Origin of the sequence: Mesorhizobium sp. J8, assembly GCF_016591715.1 — a bacterium.
Classification (GTDB): Bacteria; Pseudomonadota; Alphaproteobacteria; order Rhizobiales; family Rhizobiaceae; genus Mesorhizobium.
The window spans coordinates 3804634-3825052 of sequence record NZ_AP024109.1 but is presented as its reverse complement, the minus strand read 5'-3'; the positions used below and the strand labels follow the sequence as shown (position 1 = coordinate 3825052).

The window sequence follows — 20419 nt, the reverse complement described above, 5'->3', positions numbered from 1 at the left end:
CAAAAGCTGCTCGCATTCGCCTCTTCAAGACCAAGATCATTCGCGATAGAAGCGCCTGCGGTCCAATCCTGGACCCGCCGCCTTTGAAAACCGGATGACAATGAGCGATCGATCAAGCCAGCGCCCGATCCTGATGTTCGATTCCGGCGTCGGCGGGCTGACGGTGCTGCGCGAGGCGCGCGTGCTGATGCCCGACCGCCGCTTCGTCTATGTCGCCGACGACGCGGCCTTTCCTTACGGCGCCTGGGAAGAGCCGGCGCTCAAGGATCATATCCTCACGCTGTTTGGCAAATTGCTCGACCGGCTGCAGCCGGCGATTTCGGTCATCGCCTGCAACACGGCCTCGACGCTGGTGATCGACGCGCTGCGCGAGACATTCCCCGGCCACCCTTTTGTCGGTACCGTGCCGGCGATCAAGCCCGCCGCCGAACGCACCCGCTCGGGCCTCGTCTCGGTCCTGGCGACGCCGGGCACCGTAAAGCGCCAGTACACGCGCGACCTGATCAGCAAATGGGCGCAGAAATGCCATGTGCGCCTGGTCGGCAGCGATAGGCTCGCGGGGCTGGCCGAGATCTACATGCGCCAGGGTTTCGTCGACGAGGAAGCCGTGCGTGCCGAAATCGCCCCCTGTTTCATGGAGCGCGACGGCAACCGCACCGATATCGTCGTGCTCGCCTGCACGCACTATCCGTTTCTCGTCAACCGCATGCGCAAAACGGCGCCCTGGCCGGTCGACTGGATCGATCCGGCCGAGGCGATCGCGCGACGAGCCATGTCGCTGCTCGAGCCGGTCGGGGAGGCGTCGGGCGAAAGCGAGCCCGATCTTGCCGTCTTCACATCCGGCAAGGTGGATTTCGCCACCAGACGGCTGATCCAGGGATTTGGACTGACCGCGCACTAAGGCGTGCTGATATTCAGGGGATGCGGGCCTGCAAAGCTGGTTTCCTGCGCCTCCGGCCTTCGGCAGGCGAAGCGTTGACGTGGCAATCAGGGCTACCGCCGGTGTCGGCCGGTACTCACAGCGGCGACCTTCCGCAGCGGCCTCCGCGCCGGAGCGCGCCTTGCCCCACTCATTTGAGCCTGTCGATCAATCGCGTCATCAGGTCCATGCGCTCATGGAGGATCGCGACGATCAACGCGGGCGCATTCTCGCGTGGCAGACAAAACACATAGTGATGTTCACAATGCACCATGCGCAGCGCTGGATAGAGCGCGCTCATATCCTTGAAGACCCCTTGGCTGGCAGCCACGCGAGCAATGCCTTGTTCGAGCTTGGCGATGTAGCGGCGCACTTGTGCATCGCCCCACTCCTTGCGGGTGTACCGAATGATGTCTCGCATGTCGGCTTCCGCCGCATCTGTAAGAAGATAAATGCGTTGGTTCACTCGCGGCCGCCTTCGGCCAGTTCTTCATCGAGGATTTCGCCAATGCTCTTGGCGGTTAGATTTCCCGCCAGCCCCGCGTTGATGCGGGCTCCCAACAGGGCTTTCAGTTCCTGCCATGCCTGATCAGCATCCGTGTCGCCAGGGAACAGCCGTTCGAGTGCGTATTGCTTGATCGTCTTGCCCTGCAAGGCGGCCAATGCCTTGAGGCTTTGATGTTGCTGGTCGGTCATATCGATGGTCAAACGACTCATACGATCAATTCCCTACATTTCCATAAACCCACATTAACACATATGTGGGGAATGGCCATTCGTCCATAGCGGAATGTTGTGGCAGACCGGAAAAGTCCCGGAACTTAGATCCTCAAAAATGAGCGTTTCCGACCTTCCCCGACCTGAAACCCGACGCGTCCTGGACGACGAGGATACCAGCCTCACAGGCTATCTGCCGCTCAAGCCGGCGTGACGGATTCGAAGACGACGCTGCGCTGATCCGGGTCGGCCGAGATCAACCTTAGGGTCAGGCCGTCGCCTTGCCTCAGCCCGGAGGCCTTCACGCTGGCGACGACAGGCATGTCGGCAAGCTGCACGCGCACGCCGTGATCGACGAAGTCGGTGACGACGGCCTTGAATGTCTCGCCCTCATGTCCCTTGAGCATCACCGCCTCGGCCAGGTCGATGGCCGCATGGCTGATCTGCGACGCGCGGGCATCCGCGCGCCCCATCACCTTCGGCAGTCTGGCGAACGCGTCAGTGACGGCCTGCGGCACGGACTGGCCGTTGGCGATTGCCAGCGCGCAGCGCACGACATAGCGGTCGGCCAGCCGCCTGAGCGGCGCGGTGGCATGCGCATAGGTCGCGGCCATCGCCTCATGCCAGGGAACGACGCCTTCCTGATAGGGCTGGTAGGACGCGCCGTTGCCCGCGCGGCGGATTTCCAGCATCAGCGCCGCCTGTCTTGGATCGGTCGGATCGAGCGTGCGCTGATAATCGCGAAGGCTGGTTGAGGCCGGCCAGGACAAGCCGAGCGCCTGTGCCGTGTTGCGCAGCCTCTGCACCTTGGAAGCATCCGGCCCCGACATCACGCGGAACAACCCGGTCTTGTGCGCCAGCATGGCATCGGCGATCGCCATATTGGCGGCCAGCGAAAGCGCGGCGTTATCCTGCTCGGATTGCAGCAGCGGCCTGAACGAAAGCCGGAACGTCCCGTCAGCGAGCCGTTCCACCTCCTGCTCGGGCGGATCGACACGCGAAGCGCCGCGGCGCTCTTCGTTAGCCGCCATGCGCCGCGCCAGTTCGGCGAAGCCGGCGGGCACATCCGAGGGCTGCACGCTGTCATAGGCGAGTTTGGCGCGGCTTCGGATGACGGCGCGCTCCGCGCCGTCCAATTTCACGGCGCCGTCCCCGGCAACGCGGATCGTGAAGATGACCGCAGGACGCGGTCCATCGGGCAAAAGGCTCGCCGCGGCTTCGGCAAGCAGGGGCGGGTAGAGCCCGGCCTTGCCATCCGGCAAATACAGCGTCTCGCCTCGGTTCCAGGCTTGGAGATCGATCGCGTCGCCGTCCTCGACGAACCAAGCCACGTCGGCAATGGCATAATGCAAGAGGAGGTCGCCGCCGCTCGCCTCGATCGAGAACGCCTGGTCAAGATCGGTGGAGCTCGCCGGATCGAGCGTGACATAGGGGATCGCCGTGCGATCGGCATGCTGGCTGGGCACGCGCCTGGCCACAGCCTCGGCGGAAGCGATCACGTTCGGCGGAAATCCGTCCGGCACATGGAATTCTGTTCGGATTTTTGCGAGGCCGGCGGAGAGCGCCTGTGAGGGATCGGTCAGCGACTTCATGCCACCGTCCTACACTGGGGTTCCGGGCACGGGAAGGCCGTCCCTGAAGATCGCTAAGGCCGGCGACGGATGGCGAACGCCGGAACTGCCGCCGAAGCGCGGCGTTTCTACTCTATCTGACTGACGCAATTCCTGACGGAAAACCGTTTCACACCTGTCCTGGAATTGCTTCCAGCAAAGGAGAAACGATCATGCCCGCTACATCACAAGCCCAGCAAAAGGCCGCCGGCGCGGCACTTTCCGCCAGGCGCGGCGAGATCAAGAAAAGCGAGCTCAAGGGCGCGTCGCGCGAGATGTACGATTCCATGAGCGAGAAGCAGCTCGAAGAATTCGCCGAGACCAAACGCAAAGGCCTGCCCGGCAAGAAGTCATGAAGCGACATCGGGACGAAAAAGCCCGCGGCGCTGTCCGCGGGCTTTTTCTGGATTAGCCCAGGCGGTCAGCTAGCGGCGCCACCAGCAATGCTTCGTCTTGTAGCGCACGACGTGACGGTGCCCGTGCCGCCAGACTACTTTTTTCTTCACCACGACGCGGCACACCTGCTTGTGGCCATGCCAATGTCTGGCCATGGCCGGTTCAGGCGTCATGACCGCCATCGACCCGGCCAACACGGCGGCTCCGGTCAGGGTAAGGAAGAACTTCTTCATGGGAATTCGGACTCCTCTGCTCCAGTCCCTTCATCAATTTAGGGCGTTTCCATCCGAAGACGCCGGATCCGCCCCGATGCCGCCGGCGTGCAACTTTCCGCCACACCCAGCGCCGCATGCAACGCAGGGATGATATCGGGTTGCCGTCGGCGCCGCCAGCCACAAGCTTGACAGCGGTTAAATCTGTGTTTAACAGGCCCAGCAACACCGGGTGGCGACGCCCGGTGGTTTATTTTGACGTGTCCCGTGGGTTTTCCGTCGCTTTGCGTGGGGAACCCTGTCAGGTCTCGAAAACGGAGGCCAGAGGAGGGCGCGTTTCCTTCGCCCGGAGCCATGGGGTTCCGGGTATATTGTTTTGAAAGGGAATGCGATGAGCAAGCGCGAATCCGCGAAATACAAGATCGACCGCCGTCTCGGCGAAAACATCTGGGGCCGCCCGAAATCCCCGGTCAACAAGCGTGAATACGGCCCGGGCCAGCACGGCCAGCGCCGCAAGGGCAAGCTTTCCGACTTCGGCCTGCAGCTGCGCGCCAAGCAGAAGCTGAAGGGTCACTATGGCGACGTTTCGGAAAAGCAGTTCCGCAAGGTCTATGAAGAGGCCAACCGCCGCAAGGGCGACACCTCCGAGAATCTGATCGGCCTGCTGGAATCGCGTCTCGACGCGATCGTCTATCGCGCCAAGTTCGTGCCGACCATCTTCGCCGCCCGTCAGTTCGTCAACCACGGCCACGTCAACGTCAACGGCAAGCGCACCAACATCGGTTCGTATCGCTGCAAGCCCGGCGACGTGATCGAGGTGCGCGAGAAGTCGAAGCAGCTCGTCATCGTGCTGGAGTCGGTTGCTCTCGCCGAGCGCGACGTGCCGGACTATATCGAAGCCGACCACAACAAGATGACAGCGACCTTCGCGCGCGTCCCGGGCCTGTCGGACGTTCCGTTTGCCGTGCAGATGGAACCGAACCTGGTCGTCGAATTCTACTCGCGCTGATCGAACCAATCAGCCGCAATATCAAAGGCCGCCCGTCGAGGCGGCCTTTTCTTTATCGGCCTTGTCCGCTAAGCCGGGCGCCAACAGAACCATGGGGCCGGCGCCATGAATATGCTGCCAGACGTCAAATCCCTCGAGCCGGTCGGCGACGAAACCGACGGCGGTTTCCATCCGCTGTTCCGCGACGTGCCGTCCTCGGTCGAGTTCAACAAGCTGCGCAAGCGGCTGTTGAGGCTCACCCGCCAGGCGATCGAGGATTTCGCCATGGTGAAGCCCGGCGAGCGCTGGCTGGTGGCGCTCTCGGGCGGCAAGGATTCCTACGGCCTGCTTGCCTTGCTGCTCGACCTCAAATGGCGCGGCCTGCTCCCCGTGGATCTGCTCGCCTGCAATCTCGACCAGGGCCAGCCGAACTTTCCAAAACATATCCTGCCTGACTATCTCAACGCCAACGGCATCGCGCACCGCATCGAATACCAGGATACCTATTCGGTGGTGACCGACAAATTGCCGGAGGGCAGCACCTATTGCTCGCTCTGCTCGCGGCTGCGGCGTGGCCATCTCTACCGGATCGCGCGCGAGGAAGGGTGCTCGTCGCTGGTGCTCGGCCACCACCGCGAGGACATACTCGAAACCTTCTTCATGAACCTGTTCCATGGCGGTCGCCTCGCCGCCATGCCGCCCAAGCTCCTCAATGACGAAGGCGACGTCATGGTGCTGCGGCCGCTTGCCTATTGCGCCGAGGCCGATCTCGAGAAATTCGCCAACGCGATGAAATTCCCGATCATCCCCTGCGACCTCTGCGGCAGCCAGGAAGGGCTGCAGCGCAACGCCATGAAGGCGATGCTCGACGACATCGAGAAGCGCATGCCGGGCCGTAAGGACACGATGATCCGCGCCATGACCAATGTGCGCCCCTCGCATCTTCTGGATCGGAAGCTGTTCGATTTCGCGGGGCTCGCCACGAACCTGGGACAAGACATTTCCGATGACATTTGACGAGAATGCGATCGACTGGCTGGCCGACCTTCTTGCCGACGCGGCCAGCGTTGAAATCATGCCGCGCTTCCGGCGGCTGGGCGAGGGGGACGTGCGCCAGAAAACGTCCGCCGCCGACCTCGTAACCGAGGCGGACGTCAACGCCGAAAGGCTGATCACCGCCCGGCTGCGCGAACGCTATCCAGACGCCATGGTGGTCGGCGAGGAAGCCTGCTCCGACAATCCGGCCTTGCTGTCGGGCCTTGGCGATGCCGCGCTTGCCTTCGTCATCGATCCGGTCGACGGCACCTTCAACTTCGCGTCCGGCGTGCCGCTGTTCGGCGTCATGGCAGGCGTCGTCGTCAACGGCGAGACCGTCGCCGGCATCATCCACGATCCGGTCGGCAAGGACTGGCTGATTGCCGCCAAGGGCGCCGGCAGCCATATCCGCCACGCGCATGGGGCGCTGGAGAGGGTTCGCGTCGCGGAACCGGTGCCGATGGCGCAGATGACCGGCGCCGTTTCCTGGCAGTTTCTCCAAGAGCCTGAACGCTCGCGGCTTGCCCGCAATCAGACCAAGACGCTGTCGCAATTCGCCTATCGCTGCGCGGCGCACGAATACCGGCTGCTTGCGAGCGGCCACGCCCATTTCGTGCTCTACAACAAGCTGATGCCCTGGGATCATCTCGCCGGCGCGCTGATCCATCAGGAAGCCGGTGGCCACGTCGCGCGCGTCGACGGCAGCGTCTACCTGCCGTCGCATGTCGACGGCGGCTTGCTGGTCGCGCCGGACAAGCAAAGCTGGGACGAGTTGCGCCGCGAGCTCTGGGCGGAATAGGATCGGTTGCGCCGGCCGCGCTTGGCTGCCGTTCTCAAGATCCTTGAGTCGCCGGAGATGGCAATGAGCTTCAGGTTCGCCGTGGCTGCTCTCGCCCTGGCCGCTACGGTGAACGCGAGTTGCGCGCAGGAACGCGCCTGCGGCAGTCGCGATCCGGTCGACTCCATAGCGGAAATGTCGGCCGCCATTTATGCCTGCTGGCGTCCGCCGCGCGGTACGGCCGGCATGTCGCTGACGCTAAGGTTCTCGCTTCGCCGGGACGGGACGCTTTTCGGCAAGCCGCACGCCACCTTCTCCGAGTTGGGACCGGACGACAGGCTGAACAGGGCTTTTGTCGCTTCGGTGCTCGAGGCGCTTGGAAAGGCCCTGCCATTGCCGTTTACCGAAAGCATGGGCGGCGCGATCGCAGGTCGCATCCTTTCGCCGCGCTTCACGGCAGCGCAGGAAGGCAGATCCTAAAGCGCGTCGCGATCTTTCAGAATCGTTCCATGCGCTTTAGGCCTTTGATTTTGCGCATGTCTTTGGCCCGAAACCGGTTCCCACTTTCGGGAGACATGCTTTAACTTCGTGGAGGCGACGATCAGTGCAGATCGGTGACGTGCCCGGAAACAGGGGGATTGTGAGGCTGGAACATCCTGCCTCGCTCGGCGATCAGGATCATCAGCAAAGCCGCGACCGAAACGCTGCAGAAGCCCGCGGCCAGAGGCGTCACCGTGCCGTTATAGGCCTGGCCGATCGCCGCGCCGATCAGGGCGCCGAGAAAAGTCTGCATGAAACCAAGGATGGATGCGGCCGTCCCGGCGAGCTCGCCGAGCGGCTCCATGGCGAGGGCGTTGAAATTGGCGCCCAGTCCGCCGAACGGTAGCATCGCGCCGGCAAAAAAGGTGACGAAGAGCCACAGCGGCATCTGCATCTCCAGCGAGACGACCAGCCAGGCAAGGCTGATGCACAGGAAGATGAGCAGCGCGCCTTGCGACAGGCGGCGCATGCCGATTTGTCCGACCAGCCGCGAATTGAGATAGTTGGAGAAGGCAAGCACGCCGGCGACGCCGGCAAAGATCAGCGGGAACAATTCGCCCACGTGAAAGATGTCGATATAGATCTGCTGTGCCGAACTGATGAAGCCGAACATGGCGGCGAAGATGAACGTGCTGGCAAAGGCGTAGCAAAGCGTGAGCCGGTTGGTGAGCACGATGCGGAAGCCGCCGAGCACGGACCCTACCGTGAGCGAGCGGCGATATTCGGAATGCAGCGTCTCCGGCAGCCGCAGCAGAGCCCAGGTCGAAACGATCAGCGCGCCGATGGCCATGGTCACGAAAATCCAGTGCCAACTGGCGAATAGCATGACGAACTGGCCGATGCCGGGAGCGATGACGGGGATGGCCATGAACACCATGAAGATCAGCGACATAACCTCTGCCATACGCCGGCCTTCGAACGTGTCGCGCACGATCGAGACGGCGATCACGCGGGTTGCGGCCGCGCCGATGCCCTGGATGAGACGCCAGGTCAGCAACAGGGTGAAACTGGGCGCTATGGCGGCGGCCGCCGCGGCCACGACATAGACGACCAGGCCAAAGACCAGCGGCGCGCGGCGGCCAAACCGATCCGATATGGGGCCGAACAAAAGCTGTCCGCCGCCGAAGCCGAGCATATAGGCGGTGATGACATATTGGCGGTGGTTCTCGCTCTCGACGCCGAGCGAGGCGCCGATCTGCTGCAGCGCCGGCAGCATGATGTCGATGGCCAGGGAGTTGAGCGCCATAAGCGCTGCACAGAGCGCGATGAATTCCCAGCGCGGAATGGGCAAATTGGTTGCCGATTGCTGCGCCACAGCCTGCTTGTCCACCGCAAAATCCGATCGTTTCAAACGAACATGCGCCGGACTGCCGGCGCAACGGTTCGTGTCGTTCCCGAGCTTAGGGAACCACAATGCCGAGGTGGGGGCTGCCCCGGAAATTAGCGCTACCGGCCGACTGGCCGGTACGGTTCAGTCAGGCGGCGCCTTTGACGCTGACGCCCTTTTCGACGAGGAAATCCTGCAACTCGCCGGCCTGGAACATCTCGCGCACGATGTCGCAACCGCCGACGAATTCACCCTTCACATAGAGCTGCGGGATGGTCGGCCAGTTCGAATAATCCTTGATGCCCTGGCGCAATTCGGCCGAGTCGAGCACGTTGACGCCTTTGTAGTCGGCCCCGATGTAGTCGAGGATCTGCACCACCTGGCCGGAAAACCCGCATTGCGGGAAGCCGGGCGTGCCCTTCATGAAGAGCACGACGTCGTTGCTCTTCACTTCATTGTCGATGTAGTCGCTGATGCCGGTCATGGACAATCCTTTCACGCCTGTGGGAGTCAGGCTCGAAGCATGTCCTTCAAATAAACCCATAGGGTGGCTGAAACAAGACGTTAGCCGCGACGCTATCTGAATGGCGCAAGGAATAACGCGATATTGGGCCAAGCCTGAGGGGCAGCAGCGCTGCTCAGTCGGGGACGCTGGTCTGCAGCGCCAGCGCGTGCAGCACGCCGCCCATATTGCCCTTCAGCGCGTCATAGACCATCTGGTGCTGCTGGACGCGGCTTTTGCCCCGGAAACTCTCGGCCACCACTTCGGCCGCATAATGGTCGCCGTCGCCGGCGAGATCACGGATCGTCACCTTGGCGTCCGGAATGCTTTCCTTGATCAGTTTTTCGATGTCGTGGGCATCCATTGCCATGGCAAAATCCTGTTTCAAGCGGGCAGGCCGAGTATGTGACTCGAAGTGAGCCTAAAGCCTTTCCAGCCCGGATTGAAGCCATTCCGTCGGGTGAGGAAGCCTAGGAATTGTCCTGGCTCGGATGAACCACGCCATCTTCGGTGACGTCATCGCGGGTCGAATAGGCGCGGCCGAGGCTGAAGACCAGCACGCAGAGCGGGATGTTGATCAACAGGCTGACGATGGGAAGATAGCTCGTCATCTGCCATGCGGTGGAGAAGAAGGGCTGGCCGTAGCCGTCGCAGATCAAGGACGTGCCATAGTCCCAAACCGCTCCGACCACTGCCGAGACGGCGAAGAGCTTGATGCAGATCGCGACCCGCCTTGCCCGCGCCGGCTCCGGAGACAGCCTGTTCCAGAGCATCAGGCAGCCGATCGGAACCGCATAGATCAAGGTCTGCACGATGAGCATCGGCAGCGTGCCGTTGGCCGCCGCCAGGAACTCGGCGCGGGTTTCCAGTCGCGAACAGGTCTCGCTCGAGGTCGTCGACAGCAGGAACAGAACGAACGGCCCGAGAAACCAGAAGAAGAACAGGGACGGCCAGAAGACGACTGCAACAAGCGCCCTGGCGGTTAAATCATGCCGCATAAAAAAGGATTTGTGCGACATGATTTAAGTCTCTTCTCATAAGCATGTCTTTTTCCCGAAACCGCTGCACACTTTCGGGAGACATGCTTCTGGTCAACTGGCCTGATCCATGAAGCGCGGGAACCAGCCTTCATGGGCAGCCTTCAGCTCGGTGACCGGGATCGGCCGTGCGTCACCCAGCTTCAATTCACGACCGCCGGTGGTGCCGATCCAGGGCGCGAAGATGCCGAGCTTGCCCTGTTCCTCGCGGATCCTGTCCCATTCACCGCTCTGCGGATCGATCGACAGCGTCAGCAGGTAGCGGCCCTGGTCCTCGCCGAACCAGACCGGGATCGGATCGGTGCCGGTGAGGCCAGGGATGGTGGCGCCGATGCCGGAGGCCATCGCCATTTCGGCCAGCGCTACCGCCAGGCCACCGTCCGAGACGTCATGTGCGGCGGTGACGGCGCCGGACGCGATCAGCGAGCGCACATGGTCGCCGACGCGCTTTTCGTGTGCGAGATCGACCGGCGGCGGCGGACCGTCGGCGCGGCCATGGATGTCGCGCAGGTAGACGGACTGGCCGAGATGGCTGCCCCATGTCGGCGGCGCGCCGACCAGCACGATCATCTGGCCCTCGGCGGCAAAGCCGATTCGCGCCATCTTCGACCAGTCGGCAATCAGCCCGACGCCGCCGATGGTCGGCGTCGGCAGGATGCCGCGGCCGTTGGTTTCGTTGTAGAGCGAGACATTGCCGGAGACGATCGGGAAGCCCAGCGCGCGGCAGGCATCGCCGATGCCTTTGATGGCGCCGACGAACTGGCCCATGATTTCGGGCCGCTCCGGATTGCCGAAATTGAGGTTGTCGGTGGCGGCGAGCGGCAGGGCGCCGGTCGCGGTCAGGTTGCGCCAGCATTCGGCGACCGCCTGCTTGCCGCCCTCGTAAGGGTCGGCCTCGCAGTAGCGCGGCGTGACATCGGAGGAGAAAGCCAGCGCCTTGGTCGGATGGCCTTCGACGCGCACCACGCCGGCATCGCCGCCGGGAAGCTGCAGCGAATTGCCCTGGATCAGCGTGTCGTACTGCTCCCACACCCAGCGGCGCGAGGAGAGATCCGGCCCGCCGAGCATTTTCAGCAGCGCGTCTGCGACATCGGCCTTCGGCGCATCGTTTGCGGCAAGCGGCGCCGGCTTCCTGGTCTCGACCCAGGGGCGGTCATATTCGGGCGCCTGATCGCCGAGCTCCTTGATCGGCAAATTGGCGACCTCGTCACCCTGATGCAGCACGCGAAAACGTAGGTCATCCGTGGTCTTGCCGACGATGGCGAAGTCGAGCCCCCATTTGCGGAAGATCGCTTCGGCTTCCTCTTCCTTCTCGGGGCGCAGCACCATCAACATGCGCTCCTGGCTTTCCGACAGCATCATCTCATAGGCGCTCATGCGCTCCTCGCGCACCGGCACCTTGTCGAGATCGAGCTCGATGCCGAGATCGCCCTTGGCGCCCATCTCGACGGCCGAGCAGGTGAGCCCGGCCGCACCCATGTCCTGGATGGCGATGACGGCGCCCGAGGCCATCAGCTCGAGGCAGGCTTCCAGCAGGCATTTTTCGGTGAAGGGATCGCCGACCTGCACGGTCGGGCGTTTCTCCTCGATCTTGTCGTCGAATTCGGCCGACGCCATGGTGGCGCCGCCGACGCCGTCGCGTCCGGTCTTGGCACCGAGATAGACGACCGGCAGGCCGACGCCCTTGGCCTGCGACAGGAAGATGGCGTTGGTCTTGGCGAGGCCCGCCGCGAAGGCGTTGACCAGGATGTTGCCGTTATAGCGGGCGTCGAAATTGACCTCGCCGCCCACCGTCGGCACGCCGAAGGAATTGCCGTAGCCGCCGACGCCGGAAACCACGCCGGCGACCAGATGCCGGGTCTTGGGATGATCCGGCGCGCCGAAGCGCAGCGCGTTCATCGCCGCGACCGGCCGCGCGCCCATGGTGAAGACGTCGCGCAAAATGCCGCCGACGCCGGTCGCCGCGCCCTGATAGGGCTCGATGTAGGAGGGATGGTTGTGGCTCTCCATCTTGAAAACGACGCAGTCGCCGTCGCCGATGTCGACCACGCCGGCATTCTCGCCTGGACCCTGGATGACCTGCGGGCCGCTGGTCGGCAGCGTGCGCAGCCATTTCTTGGAGGACTTGTAGGAGCAGTGCTCGTTCCACATCGCCGAGAAGATGCCGAGCTCGGTGAAGCTTGGCTCGCGGCCGACCAGATCGAGGATGCGCTGGTATTCGTCGGGCTTCAGCCCATGCGCTGCGACGAGCTCGGGGGTGATCGGCACGGAATTGGAAATGGTCATGAGCGGCGATTTTTGTCCGTGGGAGAGGGGAGTTTTCGAGTCCTCCTCTTATCGCAAGCTTTTCGCGCGATACACCCCATCGAATGACGAAAATGCCGGAAAACTGCCCCTGCCGGCGCGGTCGGCGCCCCGGGCCCGTGGGCTCGATCAGGAAAAACTGTCGTAGCCGGCGCGGCCCTCGTCGAGCAGGCGGCGGATGACGGCGACGCCGCCGGCGACATCCTTGCTTTGCCGCGGTTGCGAGACGCCGAAGCGCACGCCGTGGAAGACCTGCTCGGAGCGGCCGGCCTTGAATTCGTCCTCGTCGTCGATGAGCACGCCCTGTGCCAGGCAGGCGTTCTTGAAGGTGCCGGACAGCCACGGGTCCGGCAAGGTCAGCCAGACGAAGGGCACGTTGTCCCTTACCTTGATGTCGAAGCCCGCCAGCACGTCGCGCACGATGGCAAGGCGAGCCTGGATTTCGGCAATGCAGCGCTTGCGGATCTCGTCCGCCTGCCCCGACATCACCAGCCGTGTGCCGACCTCGGCCAGCAGGAAGGGCAGGCCGCCGGTCATCATCTTATGCGCGACACGGATGCGGTGGCGGTAGGCCGGCGGGCAGGAAAGCCAGCCGCCGCGCACGCCCGCCGCGACCGACTTCGACAGGCCGCCGGCGACGATCGTGCGCTCGGGCGCGTATTCGGCGAGCAGCGGCGTCGGATCGTCGGTGAGCTCACCGTAAAGATCGTCCTCGATCAGCGCGACATTGTATTCGCGCGCGATCCGCGCGATCGCCTGCCGCCGTTCCGCCGACAACGTCACCAGGGTCGGGTTCTTCGCGGTCGGCATCACGAACATCACCTTCGGATGTTTCTGCGCGCAGACGCGCTCGAAATCATCCGGGTCGATACCGCCCTCGTCAGCCGAAACCAGCGCCGTGCGACGGCCGATGAGCCCGGCGCTGCGTGCGATCTGCGAATAGGTGAGGTGCTCGAAGACCACGTAGTCGCCGGGCATGGTCAGCGCCGCGATCGCCGCCATGACCGCGGCATGAGTCCCCAGCGTAGGCACGATCGAATCGAGCGATGGTCGGAAGGAATTGCGCGCAAGCCAGCGGCTGCCCGCCTCGTACCAGCGTTCGGGAAAATCGCGTGTGTAGCTCGAAATTTCGTGCGGGTGCTCCTGCGCGGTACGCGCAAGGATGTCGGCAATCACCGCGCCCTGGCCGACATCGGGCGCGGCGGTGCTGTCGAAGCGCAGCTTGCCGCTCGGCGCGTCGATAGGGCGCGTGCCTTGCAGGCCAGGTTCGACGTCGGATTTCGGGGTCTCCGAACGCTGGCCAAGCACATAGGTGCCGCGACCGACCTCGCCGCTCACCAGACCGCGTTCGCGCAGCAACTGATAGGCCCTGCCGATGGTGCCGACGGTCGTGCCGATGTCATAGGCGAGGTCGCGCTGCGGCGGCAGTTTCGCACCAGCATCGATGACGCCCTTGTCGATATCTGACTCAATGCTGTCAGCAAGACGCTGATAAAGCGGACCGGAGCCAGAGGAGAGATCAGGGAGCCAATTTGTCATGGTGACAATTTTCTATATTGCACCGCGCGAAGAGTCAATTCATATCGAACCGACGATTGGAAAAGTACAATCGAGACAAGGCAGAACGACAATGGGTACAATAGAGACAATTCGCTACGCCGGTCCGGCATTTGGCGCCCAGACCGATCCACGGAGCCGTCGGGGCTTCGTCGGTCGCCTTGTATTCGTGCTCCGTTCCGCCGCCAAACAAATCGATCGCATGCTTGAGCGCCGGCGCGGCCGCCTCGCTCTGCTTGAGATGACGGACGAGCAGCTCAAGGATATCGGCATCTCGCGCTGCGATGCCCATCGCGAAGGCATCAGGGCATTCTGGGAGTGATGCCTATGGGCGGCTCGACTGGACGCGGGTTGCGGGTTTTGCCCGCAACCGGCCGATGCCGTGATCAATCAGCACGGCAAGCACGCTCAATCCGATGAATAGCACCGTGACGCCCGAGGCCGAAACGGCGACGCTGGCCGCGCCGTTCTTGGCAACATCAAGGAACGGGTAGGGCACTTCGCCGGCGAAGGGCGCGCGGATCAGCGCGTAGGCAAGGTAGGCCAGCGGATAGATCATCCACCAGGAGATATCGCGCCAGCGCGTCGTGCCGTCGGCACCCGCGACGAGCCACCATATGACGAAGACAAACGGCGTGACGTAGTGGAGCAGGATGTCGCAAAGCAGGAACAGGCCCTGCGGTTGCCACAGGCCCGCCAGCACGGTCGCATAGATGATGAAGACCAGCGTGATGGCGACCGCGACGCCAGTCCGCACCCGTGGCCCGGCGAAGGCTGGGAACCAGGCGTAGCCGGTGGGCGATAGCAGCGAAGCATGCACCATCGATGCCGCGATGTTGGTGAGAATGGTGAAGAAGCTGAAATAGAAGACGATCGAGCCGAGGAAGCTGCGTCCCGCCGCCATCGATGCCGGTATGGTGATGGCGAATTGCAGGACAAGCGCAATCAGCCCGATGACCAGTCCCGCGATCTGCAGGAACCGGCCCATGGCGGCCTCAGGCGGTAGCCGCGCAGGACGAATTGCCGGCCTGCCAGCGGGCAATATCGGAACTGATGCGCGCGCCGAGCGGCTCATTCATCAGCGGCCCGAAGACGTCGACGCGGCTGGAATTGCCCTGCGCCTGCACGACCAGCAGCGGCTTGCCGCCATAATGCTTGGCGGGCACCAGCAGGAAGCGCGGCGTGCCGCTGTAGGAATTGAGCTCATTGGCCATCTGGTAGGCCTTGAATGCCGGGTCCTTGCTGGCGATCCAGCATTTATGCGCGGCGATCGCGACCTGCTCCATGGCAAGCAGCGAGGCGCTTTTGCCGGAGGGAGCCGGCGTCGTCTTGGGGCTGGACTGGCAGGAAGCCAAGCCGATTCCGGCGGCCAGGAGAGCAAGGCGAGCAATCGTCAGTCTCATGGTCAGTCCGCCCCCGCGTTCCGATAGGATGTTAAAGGATCAAGCCGCGACGCCGAGCGCGCTCTCGAACAGCGCCCGCCCATCATTGCCGCCATGCGCCGCCTCGATCAGGTTTTCCGGATGCGGCATCAGGCCGAGCACATTGCCCTTGTCGTTGACGATACCGGCGATGTCGTTGATCGAGCCATTGGGATTGGTGCCCTCGGCGTAGCGGAACACCACCTGGCCTTCGCCTTCGAGCCGCGCCAGCGTCTCGGCATCGGCGAAGTAGTTGCCGTCGTGATGCGCCACGGGCGAGCGGATGATCTGCCCCGGCTTGTAGTGCCGGGTGAACATGGTGTTGGCGTTGGCGATCTCGAGCTTCACCTCCCGGCAGACGAATTTCAGCGAGGCATTGCGCATCAGGGCGCCGGGCAGAAGTCCCGCCTCGACCAAGATTTGAAAACCGTTGCAGACGCCGATGACGGGCACGCCCTTGGCGGCTTTTTCGGCGACCGCCCGCATCACCGGCATGCGCGCTGCGATCGCGCCGCAGCGCAGATAGTCGCCAAAGGAGAAGCCGCCGGGGATGGCGATCAGGTCGACATCGGGGATTTCCGTGTCGGTCTGCCACACGGTCGCCGGCGCCTGGCCGGAAATCTTGGTCAGCGCCGCGATCATGTCGCGGTCACGGTTGAGGCCAGGCAGGAGGACGACGGCTGATTTCATTGTCAGGCGATCTCCACCGCGTAATTTTCAATCACCGTGTTCGCCAGAAGCTTGTCGCACATGGCCTTGAGGTCGGCTTCGGCCTTGGCCTTGTCGGTTCCAGTAAGCTCGATGTCGAACACCTTGCCCTGGCGCACCTGACCGACGCCGTCGAAGCCCAGCCCGGAGAGCGCGTGCTCGATCGCCTTGCCCTGCGGGTCGAGGACGCCGTTCTTGAGGGTGACGGTGATACGGGCTTTCATCGATACTCCTGGGCAGATGGTCGTTTGGAAAAGGCCCGCATTGTCCGGCAGGCCTGGTAATTAGTGCTTCAGGCCCTTGGGCGCCTCGGAAGAGGCGACGAGGACCGGACCTGTCGGGCGCGGCGGCTCGTTCTCGTTGATGATGCCGAGACGGCGGGCGACCTCCTGATAAGCCTCGACCAGGCCGCCCATGTCGCGGCGGAAACGGTCTTTGTCGAGCTTGTCCTGGGTAGCGACGTCCCACAGCCGGCAGGAATCCGGCGAGATCTCGTCGGCGACGACGATGCGCATCATGTCGCCCTCGAACAGGCGGCCGCATTCGATCTTGAAGTCGACGAGCTGGATGCCGACGCCGAGGAACAGGCCGGACAGGAAGTCGTTGACGCGGATGGCCAGCGCCATGATGTCGTCGATTTCCTGCGGACTGGCCCAGCCGAAGGCGGTGATGTGCTCTTCCGACACCATCGGGTCGTCGAGCGCATCGGCCTTGTAATAGAATTCGATGATCGAGCGCGGCAGCACGGTGCCTTCCTCGATGCCGAGGCGCTTGGACAGCGAGCCGGCGGCGACGTTGCGCACCACGACCTCGAGCGGAATGATCTCGACTTCCTTGATCAACTGCTCGCGCATGTTGAGCCGGCGGATGAAATGGGTCGGGATGCCCATGCGGTTCAAGTGATTGAAGATGTGCTCGGAAATGCGGTTGTTAAGCACGCCCTTGCCATCGACCACCTCGTGCTTCTTTTTGTTGAAGGCGGTGGCATCATCCTTGAAAAACTGGATCAGCGTCCCCGGCTCAGGTCCTTCATAGAGGATCTTGGCCTTGCCTTCATAAATGCGGCGGCGATTTTTCATTTGATTTTTCTCTGGATCTGCGGACAGGCGGCAGGTGACCGGTTCCTGTCCGTCTGCCTAAATTAGTATGGCGAAGGCGGCGTTCAATGCCGGTGTTATCGCAATCGTCTGGTTTGCTCAATCGGCAAATCCCGCGAATCAACCGCTTTCAGAACCGAAATGCCGCAGCGCAGCATGCGAGGAAGCATATTGACCGACCCGCGACCTTTTGGTTTGTGCTTGCCCATCACACATATTCATTGCCAAGCGAATCGGATTGATCGGAGGGACGTCATGAGCAGCATGAAAGACCGCGAAGAAGGCTTTGAGCGCAAATTCGCCTTCGACGAGGAGCTTCGCTTCAAGGCCTCGGCGCGCCGCAACAAGGCGCTCGGCCTGTGGGCCGCCGAAAAACTCGGCAAATCCGGCGCCGATGCCGAAGCCTATGCCAAGGAAGTGGTGGTCTCCGACATCGAGGAAGCGGGCGACCACGACGTCTTCCGCAAGATACGCAAGGATTTCGACGCCGCTGGCGTCGCCCAGTCGGACCATCAGATCCGCCGGACCATGGACGAGTTGATGGCGCAGGCGATCGAGCAGATCAAGAATAGCTGAGGCTGATGGCCACGATGTCGTTCGAAAGCCGCTCCACGCTTTCCGGCGCCATGGGTTAGTTGGACCAATCGACCGCCCGGCCAAACCGGGCGGTTTTTCTTTGCCTTGGTGTCGTTTCCGGCCGAAACTGCGGATTGTTAACGAGGAAAGTTCCGATGTCGCTCAAATCCCGCCTGGCCGCCGACGAAACGCTGTTCACCGCCTGGTCGGGCGTGCCGGACGCGCTGACGGTCGAGATCATCGCCAAGCAGGGTTTTGACGCCGTCACCCTTGACATGCAGCATGGCGGCCATCACGAGGACAGCGTGCTTCGCGGCGTTGTGCCGGTGCTGGCAGCCAACAAGCCGGCGCTGGTGCGCATTCCGGTCGGGCGCTTCGATATGGCAAGCCGCGCGCTGGATTTCGGCGCCGAGGCGGTGATCGCGCCCATGGTAAATTCCGTGGCCGACGCAAGGCAGTTCGCCGCAGCGATGAAATATCCGCCGCTGGGCGAGCGCTCCTGGGGTCCGACCTATGCCTTCCCGCGTTACGGCAAGGGTGATCATGCCGAATGGCTGCGCGATACGAACGAGCGCACCATGGCTTTCGCGATGATCGAGACCCGGGCGGCCCTCGATGCGCTCGACGGAATCCTGGACACGCCCGGCATCGACGGCATTTTCGTCGGCCCGTCGGATTTCTCGATCGCCTGGTCGAACGGCGCCACCGTCAGTTCGACGCTGGAAAGCATGATGGAGACGGTCGCGTCGATCGCCGAGCGGACGCGCAAGGCCGGCAAGCATGCCGCGATCTACGTCATCGAACCGGCGATTGCCGGGCGCGTGGTGTCGATGGGCTTCCGGCTGCTCGCCATGGGCTCGGACCACACGCTGATCTCGCTCGGCGCCAAGACGCTGCTGAAAAGCATGCGGGATTCAATCGGCTCCTAAGGTGTGCTGATATTCAGGTGAGGCCGGCCTGCAAATGGCGGTTTCCAGCGCTTCCGGTGCTCGCGTACTTTAAGTACGCTCCGCTCCGGTTCTCGGAATCCGTCCAGTTTGGTCGCTTCGCGCCCGTCTTCGACTCCGACTCAGCCTGACCTGAATCTCAACACACCTTGGGCCGTCTCAGGGCTGCTTCAGTTCCGTCAGGAATTTGGCGAAAGTCATCGAACCCTCGGGCCAGGGGCCGAAGCCGGCATCGTGGTTGAGATGGCCGGCCTCGCCGGCATCGATGAACAGCGACCCCCAGGCTGCGGCGATGTCCTCGGCGACCGCGAAGGCGCAGAACGGATCGTTGCGGCTGGCGATCACAATAGACGGAAAAGGCAGGGGATCGCGCGAATAAGGGCCGAAGGTCATCAGATGCCTCGGCCGGATTTCCGGATTGGAGACGTCGGGCGGCGCCACGAAAAAGGCGCCCGCGACCGGCTTCCTGAATTGCGGGATGGCCTGCACCGCCGCCGCGACGCCGAGCGAATGCGCGACGAGAACCACTGGACGCTCGGCCTCGTTGACCGCGTTCGCCACGCTTGCCGTCCAGTCCTCGCGCACGGGCTTCGTCCATTCCGCCTGCTCGACCCGGCGCGCCGTCGACAGTTTGGATTGCCAGCGGGTCTGCCAGTGCTCGGGGCCTGAATTGGTGTAGCCCGGCACGATCAGGATATCTGCGTCTTTGACTTTCATGGCGCCGATGTAGCGAGCGGCCTTCCCGGCTGCAACCCTGTCGCCAATTTCGGCGTGATCACAATTGTGAACAACTTGTTCGATTCTTGCTCTCTTGTGTGAACGATCGCAATCGACGATTTGGAGAGGGAACAAGCAACAAGAGCGCGGGCGGCCTGCAAATCCCCTTTTCGGGAATAGGCGTCACCCGAACGGAGAGTTTGATGAGCGAACTGCCTTTTGCCGCGACCACCCCGGTCAGCGTGTCGCGTGTCGGGCTGAAGGCGCGCGACGCGGAGAGTCTGGCCGCCTATTACCGCGCGGTCGTCGGCCTGCAGGAGTTGAGCCGCGCCGACGGCGCGATCACGCTTGGCGCCGCCAACCGGCCATTGTTGGTCCTGGAGCCGGATTCCGCGGCCAAGCCTGACGATCCGCGCAGCGCCGGGCTTTTCCACACGGCGTTCCTTTTGCCGTCGCGCGCCGATCTCGGCCGTTGGATCAGCTACGCCGCCGCCAACCGCATCGCCATTGAGGGCGCATCCGACCATCTGGTCAGCGAGGCGCTCTATCTGACCGACCCGGAAGGCAACGGCATCGAGATCTATGCCGACCGCCGTCCGCAAGACTGGAAATGGAACGGCGACAGGATCGCCATGGCGACCGAACGGCTGAACCTGCCGGCGGTGGTGGGCAGCGTGCCGCCCGGCGATGCCGGTTGGCAGGGCGCGCCGGAAAACACCATTGTCGGCCACGTGCATCTGCGGGTCGGCCGGCCGGAGGATGCCGAAGCCTGGTGGCATGACCAGTTCGGCTTCGACACCGTCGCCAAATATGGCAGCCAGGCGGTGTTCCTGTCGTCCGGCCATTACCACCACCATATCGGCGCCAATGCGTGGCAGAGCGCCGGCGCCGGCCGCCGCGATCCGTCGCGCTCAGGCCTCGCCTGGGTCGAGATGCGCTCCGACAACGCGACGGCGGAGACGAGCCGTGAGGATCCATGGGGCACGGTGATCAGGACGGTGCCGGGGAAGGCTTGAGCCGGCGCCGGTGAC

General features: G+C 63.3%; 26 protein-coding genes. 10 read left to right on the top strand and 16 right to left on the bottom strand.

Translation table 11 applies throughout. The features are described 5' to 3' along the window. The first annotated feature begins 100 nt into the window (after positions 1 to 100). Entirely contained in the window at positions 101 to 901 is an 801-nt protein-coding gene (gene murI, locus MJ8_RS18400; RefSeq protein WP_201410228.1) for a glutamate racemase, read from the top strand. 169 nt (positions 902 to 1070) lie between these two features. On the opposite strand, the gene MJ8_RS18395 is transcribed toward murI, so the two are convergent. From MJ8_RS18395 to MJ8_RS18385, 3 genes are all read right to left on the bottom strand, one after another. After that, the gene (locus MJ8_RS18395) at positions 1071 to 1340 is read right to left on the bottom strand and encodes a type II toxin-antitoxin system RelE/ParE family toxin (protein ID WP_201415483.1); all 270 of its coding nucleotides are present in this window, start codon (positions 1338 to 1340) and stop codon (positions 1071 to 1073) included. Between the two features lie 41 nt (positions 1341 to 1381). Further along, a complete protein-coding gene (locus MJ8_RS18390) occupies positions 1382 to 1636 on the bottom strand; it encodes an antitoxin (RefSeq protein WP_201410227.1) in 255 nt (84 codons plus the stop codon). A gap of 200 nt (positions 1637 to 1836) precedes the next feature. Further along, positions 1837 to 3228: an RNB domain-containing ribonuclease gene (locus tag MJ8_RS18385; RefSeq protein WP_201410226.1), complete on the bottom strand. Its 1392-nt coding sequence runs from the start codon at positions 3226 to 3228 to the stop codon at positions 1837 to 1839. Positions 3229 to 3419: 191 nt separating this feature from the next. On the opposite strand from MJ8_RS18385, the gene MJ8_RS18380 reads away from it, so the two are divergent. Then, a complete protein-coding gene (locus tag MJ8_RS18380) occupies positions 3420 to 3602 on the top strand; it encodes a DUF3008 family protein (RefSeq protein WP_201410225.1) in 183 nt (60 codons plus the stop codon). A gap of 69 nt (positions 3603 to 3671) precedes the next feature. On the opposite strand, the gene MJ8_RS18375 is transcribed toward MJ8_RS18380, so the two are convergent. Further along, positions 3672 to 3875, bottom strand: a complete 204-nt coding sequence (locus tag MJ8_RS18375) for a hypothetical protein (RefSeq protein WP_201410224.1) — start codon at positions 3873 to 3875, stop codon at positions 3672 to 3674. Positions 3876 to 4245: 370 nt separating this feature from the next. Here MJ8_RS18375 and rpsD point away from each other — a divergent pair, with 370 nt between their 5' ends. From rpsD to MJ8_RS18355, 4 genes are all read left to right on the top strand, one after another. Continuing rightward, entirely contained in the window at positions 4246 to 4863 is a 618-nt protein-coding gene (rpsD, locus tag MJ8_RS18370; protein WP_040981269.1) for a 30S ribosomal protein S4, read from the top strand. A gap of 105 nt (positions 4864 to 4968) precedes the next feature. Then, positions 4969 to 5859, top strand: a complete 891-nt coding sequence (ttcA, locus tag MJ8_RS18365) for a tRNA 2-thiocytidine(32) synthetase TtcA (protein WP_201410223.1) — start codon at positions 4969 to 4971, stop codon at positions 5857 to 5859. Beyond that, positions 5849 to 6676 carry an inositol monophosphatase family protein gene (locus tag MJ8_RS18360; protein WP_201410222.1) on the top strand — a complete coding sequence of 276 codons (828 nt, stop codon included), beginning with the start codon at positions 5849 to 5851 and terminating at the stop codon, positions 6674 to 6676. Before ttcA ends, MJ8_RS18360 begins: the two co-directional genes overlap by 11 nt. Positions 6677 to 6682: 6 nt before the next feature. Continuing rightward, a complete protein-coding gene (locus MJ8_RS18355) occupies positions 6683 to 7135 on the top strand; it encodes a hypothetical protein (RefSeq protein WP_318528183.1) in 453 nt (150 codons plus the stop codon). A 121-nt stretch (positions 7136 to 7256) separates the two neighbouring features. On the opposite strand, the gene MJ8_RS18350 is transcribed toward MJ8_RS18355, so the two are convergent. The 6 genes from MJ8_RS18350 to MJ8_RS18325 form a co-directional block, all read right to left on the bottom strand. Next, positions 7257 to 8480, bottom strand: a complete 1224-nt coding sequence (locus MJ8_RS18350; RefSeq protein ID WP_201415481.1) for a multidrug effflux MFS transporter — start codon at positions 8478 to 8480, stop codon at positions 7257 to 7259. Positions 8481 to 8670: 190 nt separating this feature from the next. Further along, complete coding sequence (gene grxD, locus MJ8_RS18345; RefSeq protein ID WP_040981263.1) at positions 8671 to 9006, bottom strand: Grx4 family monothiol glutaredoxin; 336 nt, start codon at positions 9004 to 9006, stop codon at positions 8671 to 8673. Positions 9007 to 9160: 154 nt separating this feature from the next. Continuing rightward, entirely contained in the window at positions 9161 to 9394 is a 234-nt protein-coding gene (locus tag MJ8_RS18340) for a BolA/IbaG family iron-sulfur metabolism protein (RefSeq protein ID WP_040981261.1), read from the bottom strand. 100 nt (positions 9395 to 9494) lie between these two features. Next, positions 9495 to 10022, bottom strand: coding sequence for a hypothetical protein (locus MJ8_RS18335; protein WP_201410221.1), 528 nt, complete (start codon positions 10020 to 10022; stop codon positions 9495 to 9497). A 93-nt stretch (positions 10023 to 10115) separates the two neighbouring features. Then, positions 10116 to 12347 carry a phosphoribosylformylglycinamidine synthase subunit PurL gene (purL, locus tag MJ8_RS18330; protein WP_201410220.1) on the bottom strand — a complete coding sequence of 744 codons (2232 nt, stop codon included), beginning with the start codon at positions 12345 to 12347 and terminating at the stop codon, positions 10116 to 10118. 147 nt (positions 12348 to 12494) lie between these two features. Next, positions 12495 to 13904: a PLP-dependent aminotransferase family protein gene (locus MJ8_RS18325; protein ID WP_201410219.1), complete on the bottom strand. Its 1410-nt coding sequence runs from the start codon at positions 13902 to 13904 to the stop codon at positions 12495 to 12497. Between the two features lie 91 nt (positions 13905 to 13995). On the opposite strand from MJ8_RS18325, the gene MJ8_RS18320 reads away from it, so the two are divergent. Then, entirely contained in the window at positions 13996 to 14244 is a 249-nt protein-coding gene (locus tag MJ8_RS18320; RefSeq protein ID WP_201415480.1) for a DUF1127 domain-containing protein, read from the top strand. 3 nt (positions 14245 to 14247) lie between these two features. Here the strand turns inward: MJ8_RS18320 and MJ8_RS18315 are convergent, their stop codons facing one another. Genes MJ8_RS18315 through purC form a run of 5 tightly spaced genes read right to left on the bottom strand, consistent with a single transcriptional unit; the run spans position 14248 to position 17130 of the window. Beyond that, positions 14248 to 14910, bottom strand: a complete 663-nt coding sequence (locus MJ8_RS18315; RefSeq protein ID WP_201410218.1) for a Pr6Pr family membrane protein — start codon at positions 14908 to 14910, stop codon at positions 14248 to 14250. Positions 14911 to 14917: 7 nt separating this feature from the next. Continuing rightward, positions 14918 to 15325, bottom strand: coding sequence for a hypothetical protein (locus MJ8_RS18310; protein WP_201410217.1), 408 nt, complete (start codon positions 15323 to 15325; stop codon positions 14918 to 14920). Between the two features lie 39 nt (positions 15326 to 15364). Next, positions 15365 to 16033, bottom strand: coding sequence for a phosphoribosylformylglycinamidine synthase subunit PurQ (gene purQ, locus MJ8_RS18305; protein WP_201410216.1), 669 nt, complete (start codon positions 16031 to 16033; stop codon positions 15365 to 15367). A 2-nt stretch (positions 16034 to 16035) separates the two neighbouring features. After that, complete coding sequence (purS, locus tag MJ8_RS18300) at positions 16036 to 16275, bottom strand: phosphoribosylformylglycinamidine synthase subunit PurS (protein WP_040995386.1); 240 nt, start codon at positions 16273 to 16275, stop codon at positions 16036 to 16038. A gap of 60 nt (positions 16276 to 16335) precedes the next feature. Beyond that, the gene (gene purC / locus MJ8_RS18295; protein WP_040995384.1) at positions 16336 to 17130 is read right to left on the bottom strand and encodes a phosphoribosylaminoimidazolesuccinocarboxamide synthase; all 795 of its coding nucleotides are present in this window, start codon (positions 17128 to 17130) and stop codon (positions 16336 to 16338) included. A gap of 273 nt (positions 17131 to 17403) precedes the next feature. On the opposite strand from purC, the gene MJ8_RS18290 reads away from it, so the two are divergent. Together MJ8_RS18290 and MJ8_RS18285 are read left to right on the top strand one after the other, a co-directional pair. Continuing rightward, complete coding sequence (locus tag MJ8_RS18290; protein ID WP_201410215.1) at positions 17404 to 17724, top strand: DUF1476 domain-containing protein; 321 nt, start codon at positions 17404 to 17406, stop codon at positions 17722 to 17724. Between the two features lie 155 nt (positions 17725 to 17879). Continuing rightward, positions 17880 to 18653 carry an HpcH/HpaI aldolase family protein gene (locus MJ8_RS18285; protein ID WP_201410214.1) on the top strand — a complete coding sequence of 258 codons (774 nt, stop codon included), beginning with the start codon at positions 17880 to 17882 and terminating at the stop codon, positions 18651 to 18653. Between the two features lie 177 nt (positions 18654 to 18830). Here the strand turns inward: MJ8_RS18285 and MJ8_RS18280 are convergent, their stop codons facing one another. Next, a complete protein-coding gene (locus MJ8_RS18280) occupies positions 18831 to 19388 on the bottom strand; it encodes an RBBP9/YdeN family alpha/beta hydrolase (RefSeq protein WP_201410213.1) in 558 nt (185 codons plus the stop codon). A gap of 203 nt (positions 19389 to 19591) precedes the next feature. Here MJ8_RS18280 and MJ8_RS18275 point away from each other — a divergent pair, with 203 nt between their 5' ends. After that, positions 19592 to 20404: a VOC family protein gene (locus tag MJ8_RS18275; protein WP_201410212.1), complete on the top strand. Its 813-nt coding sequence runs from the start codon at positions 19592 to 19594 to the stop codon at positions 20402 to 20404. Positions 20405 to 20419: the final 15 nt, after the last annotated feature.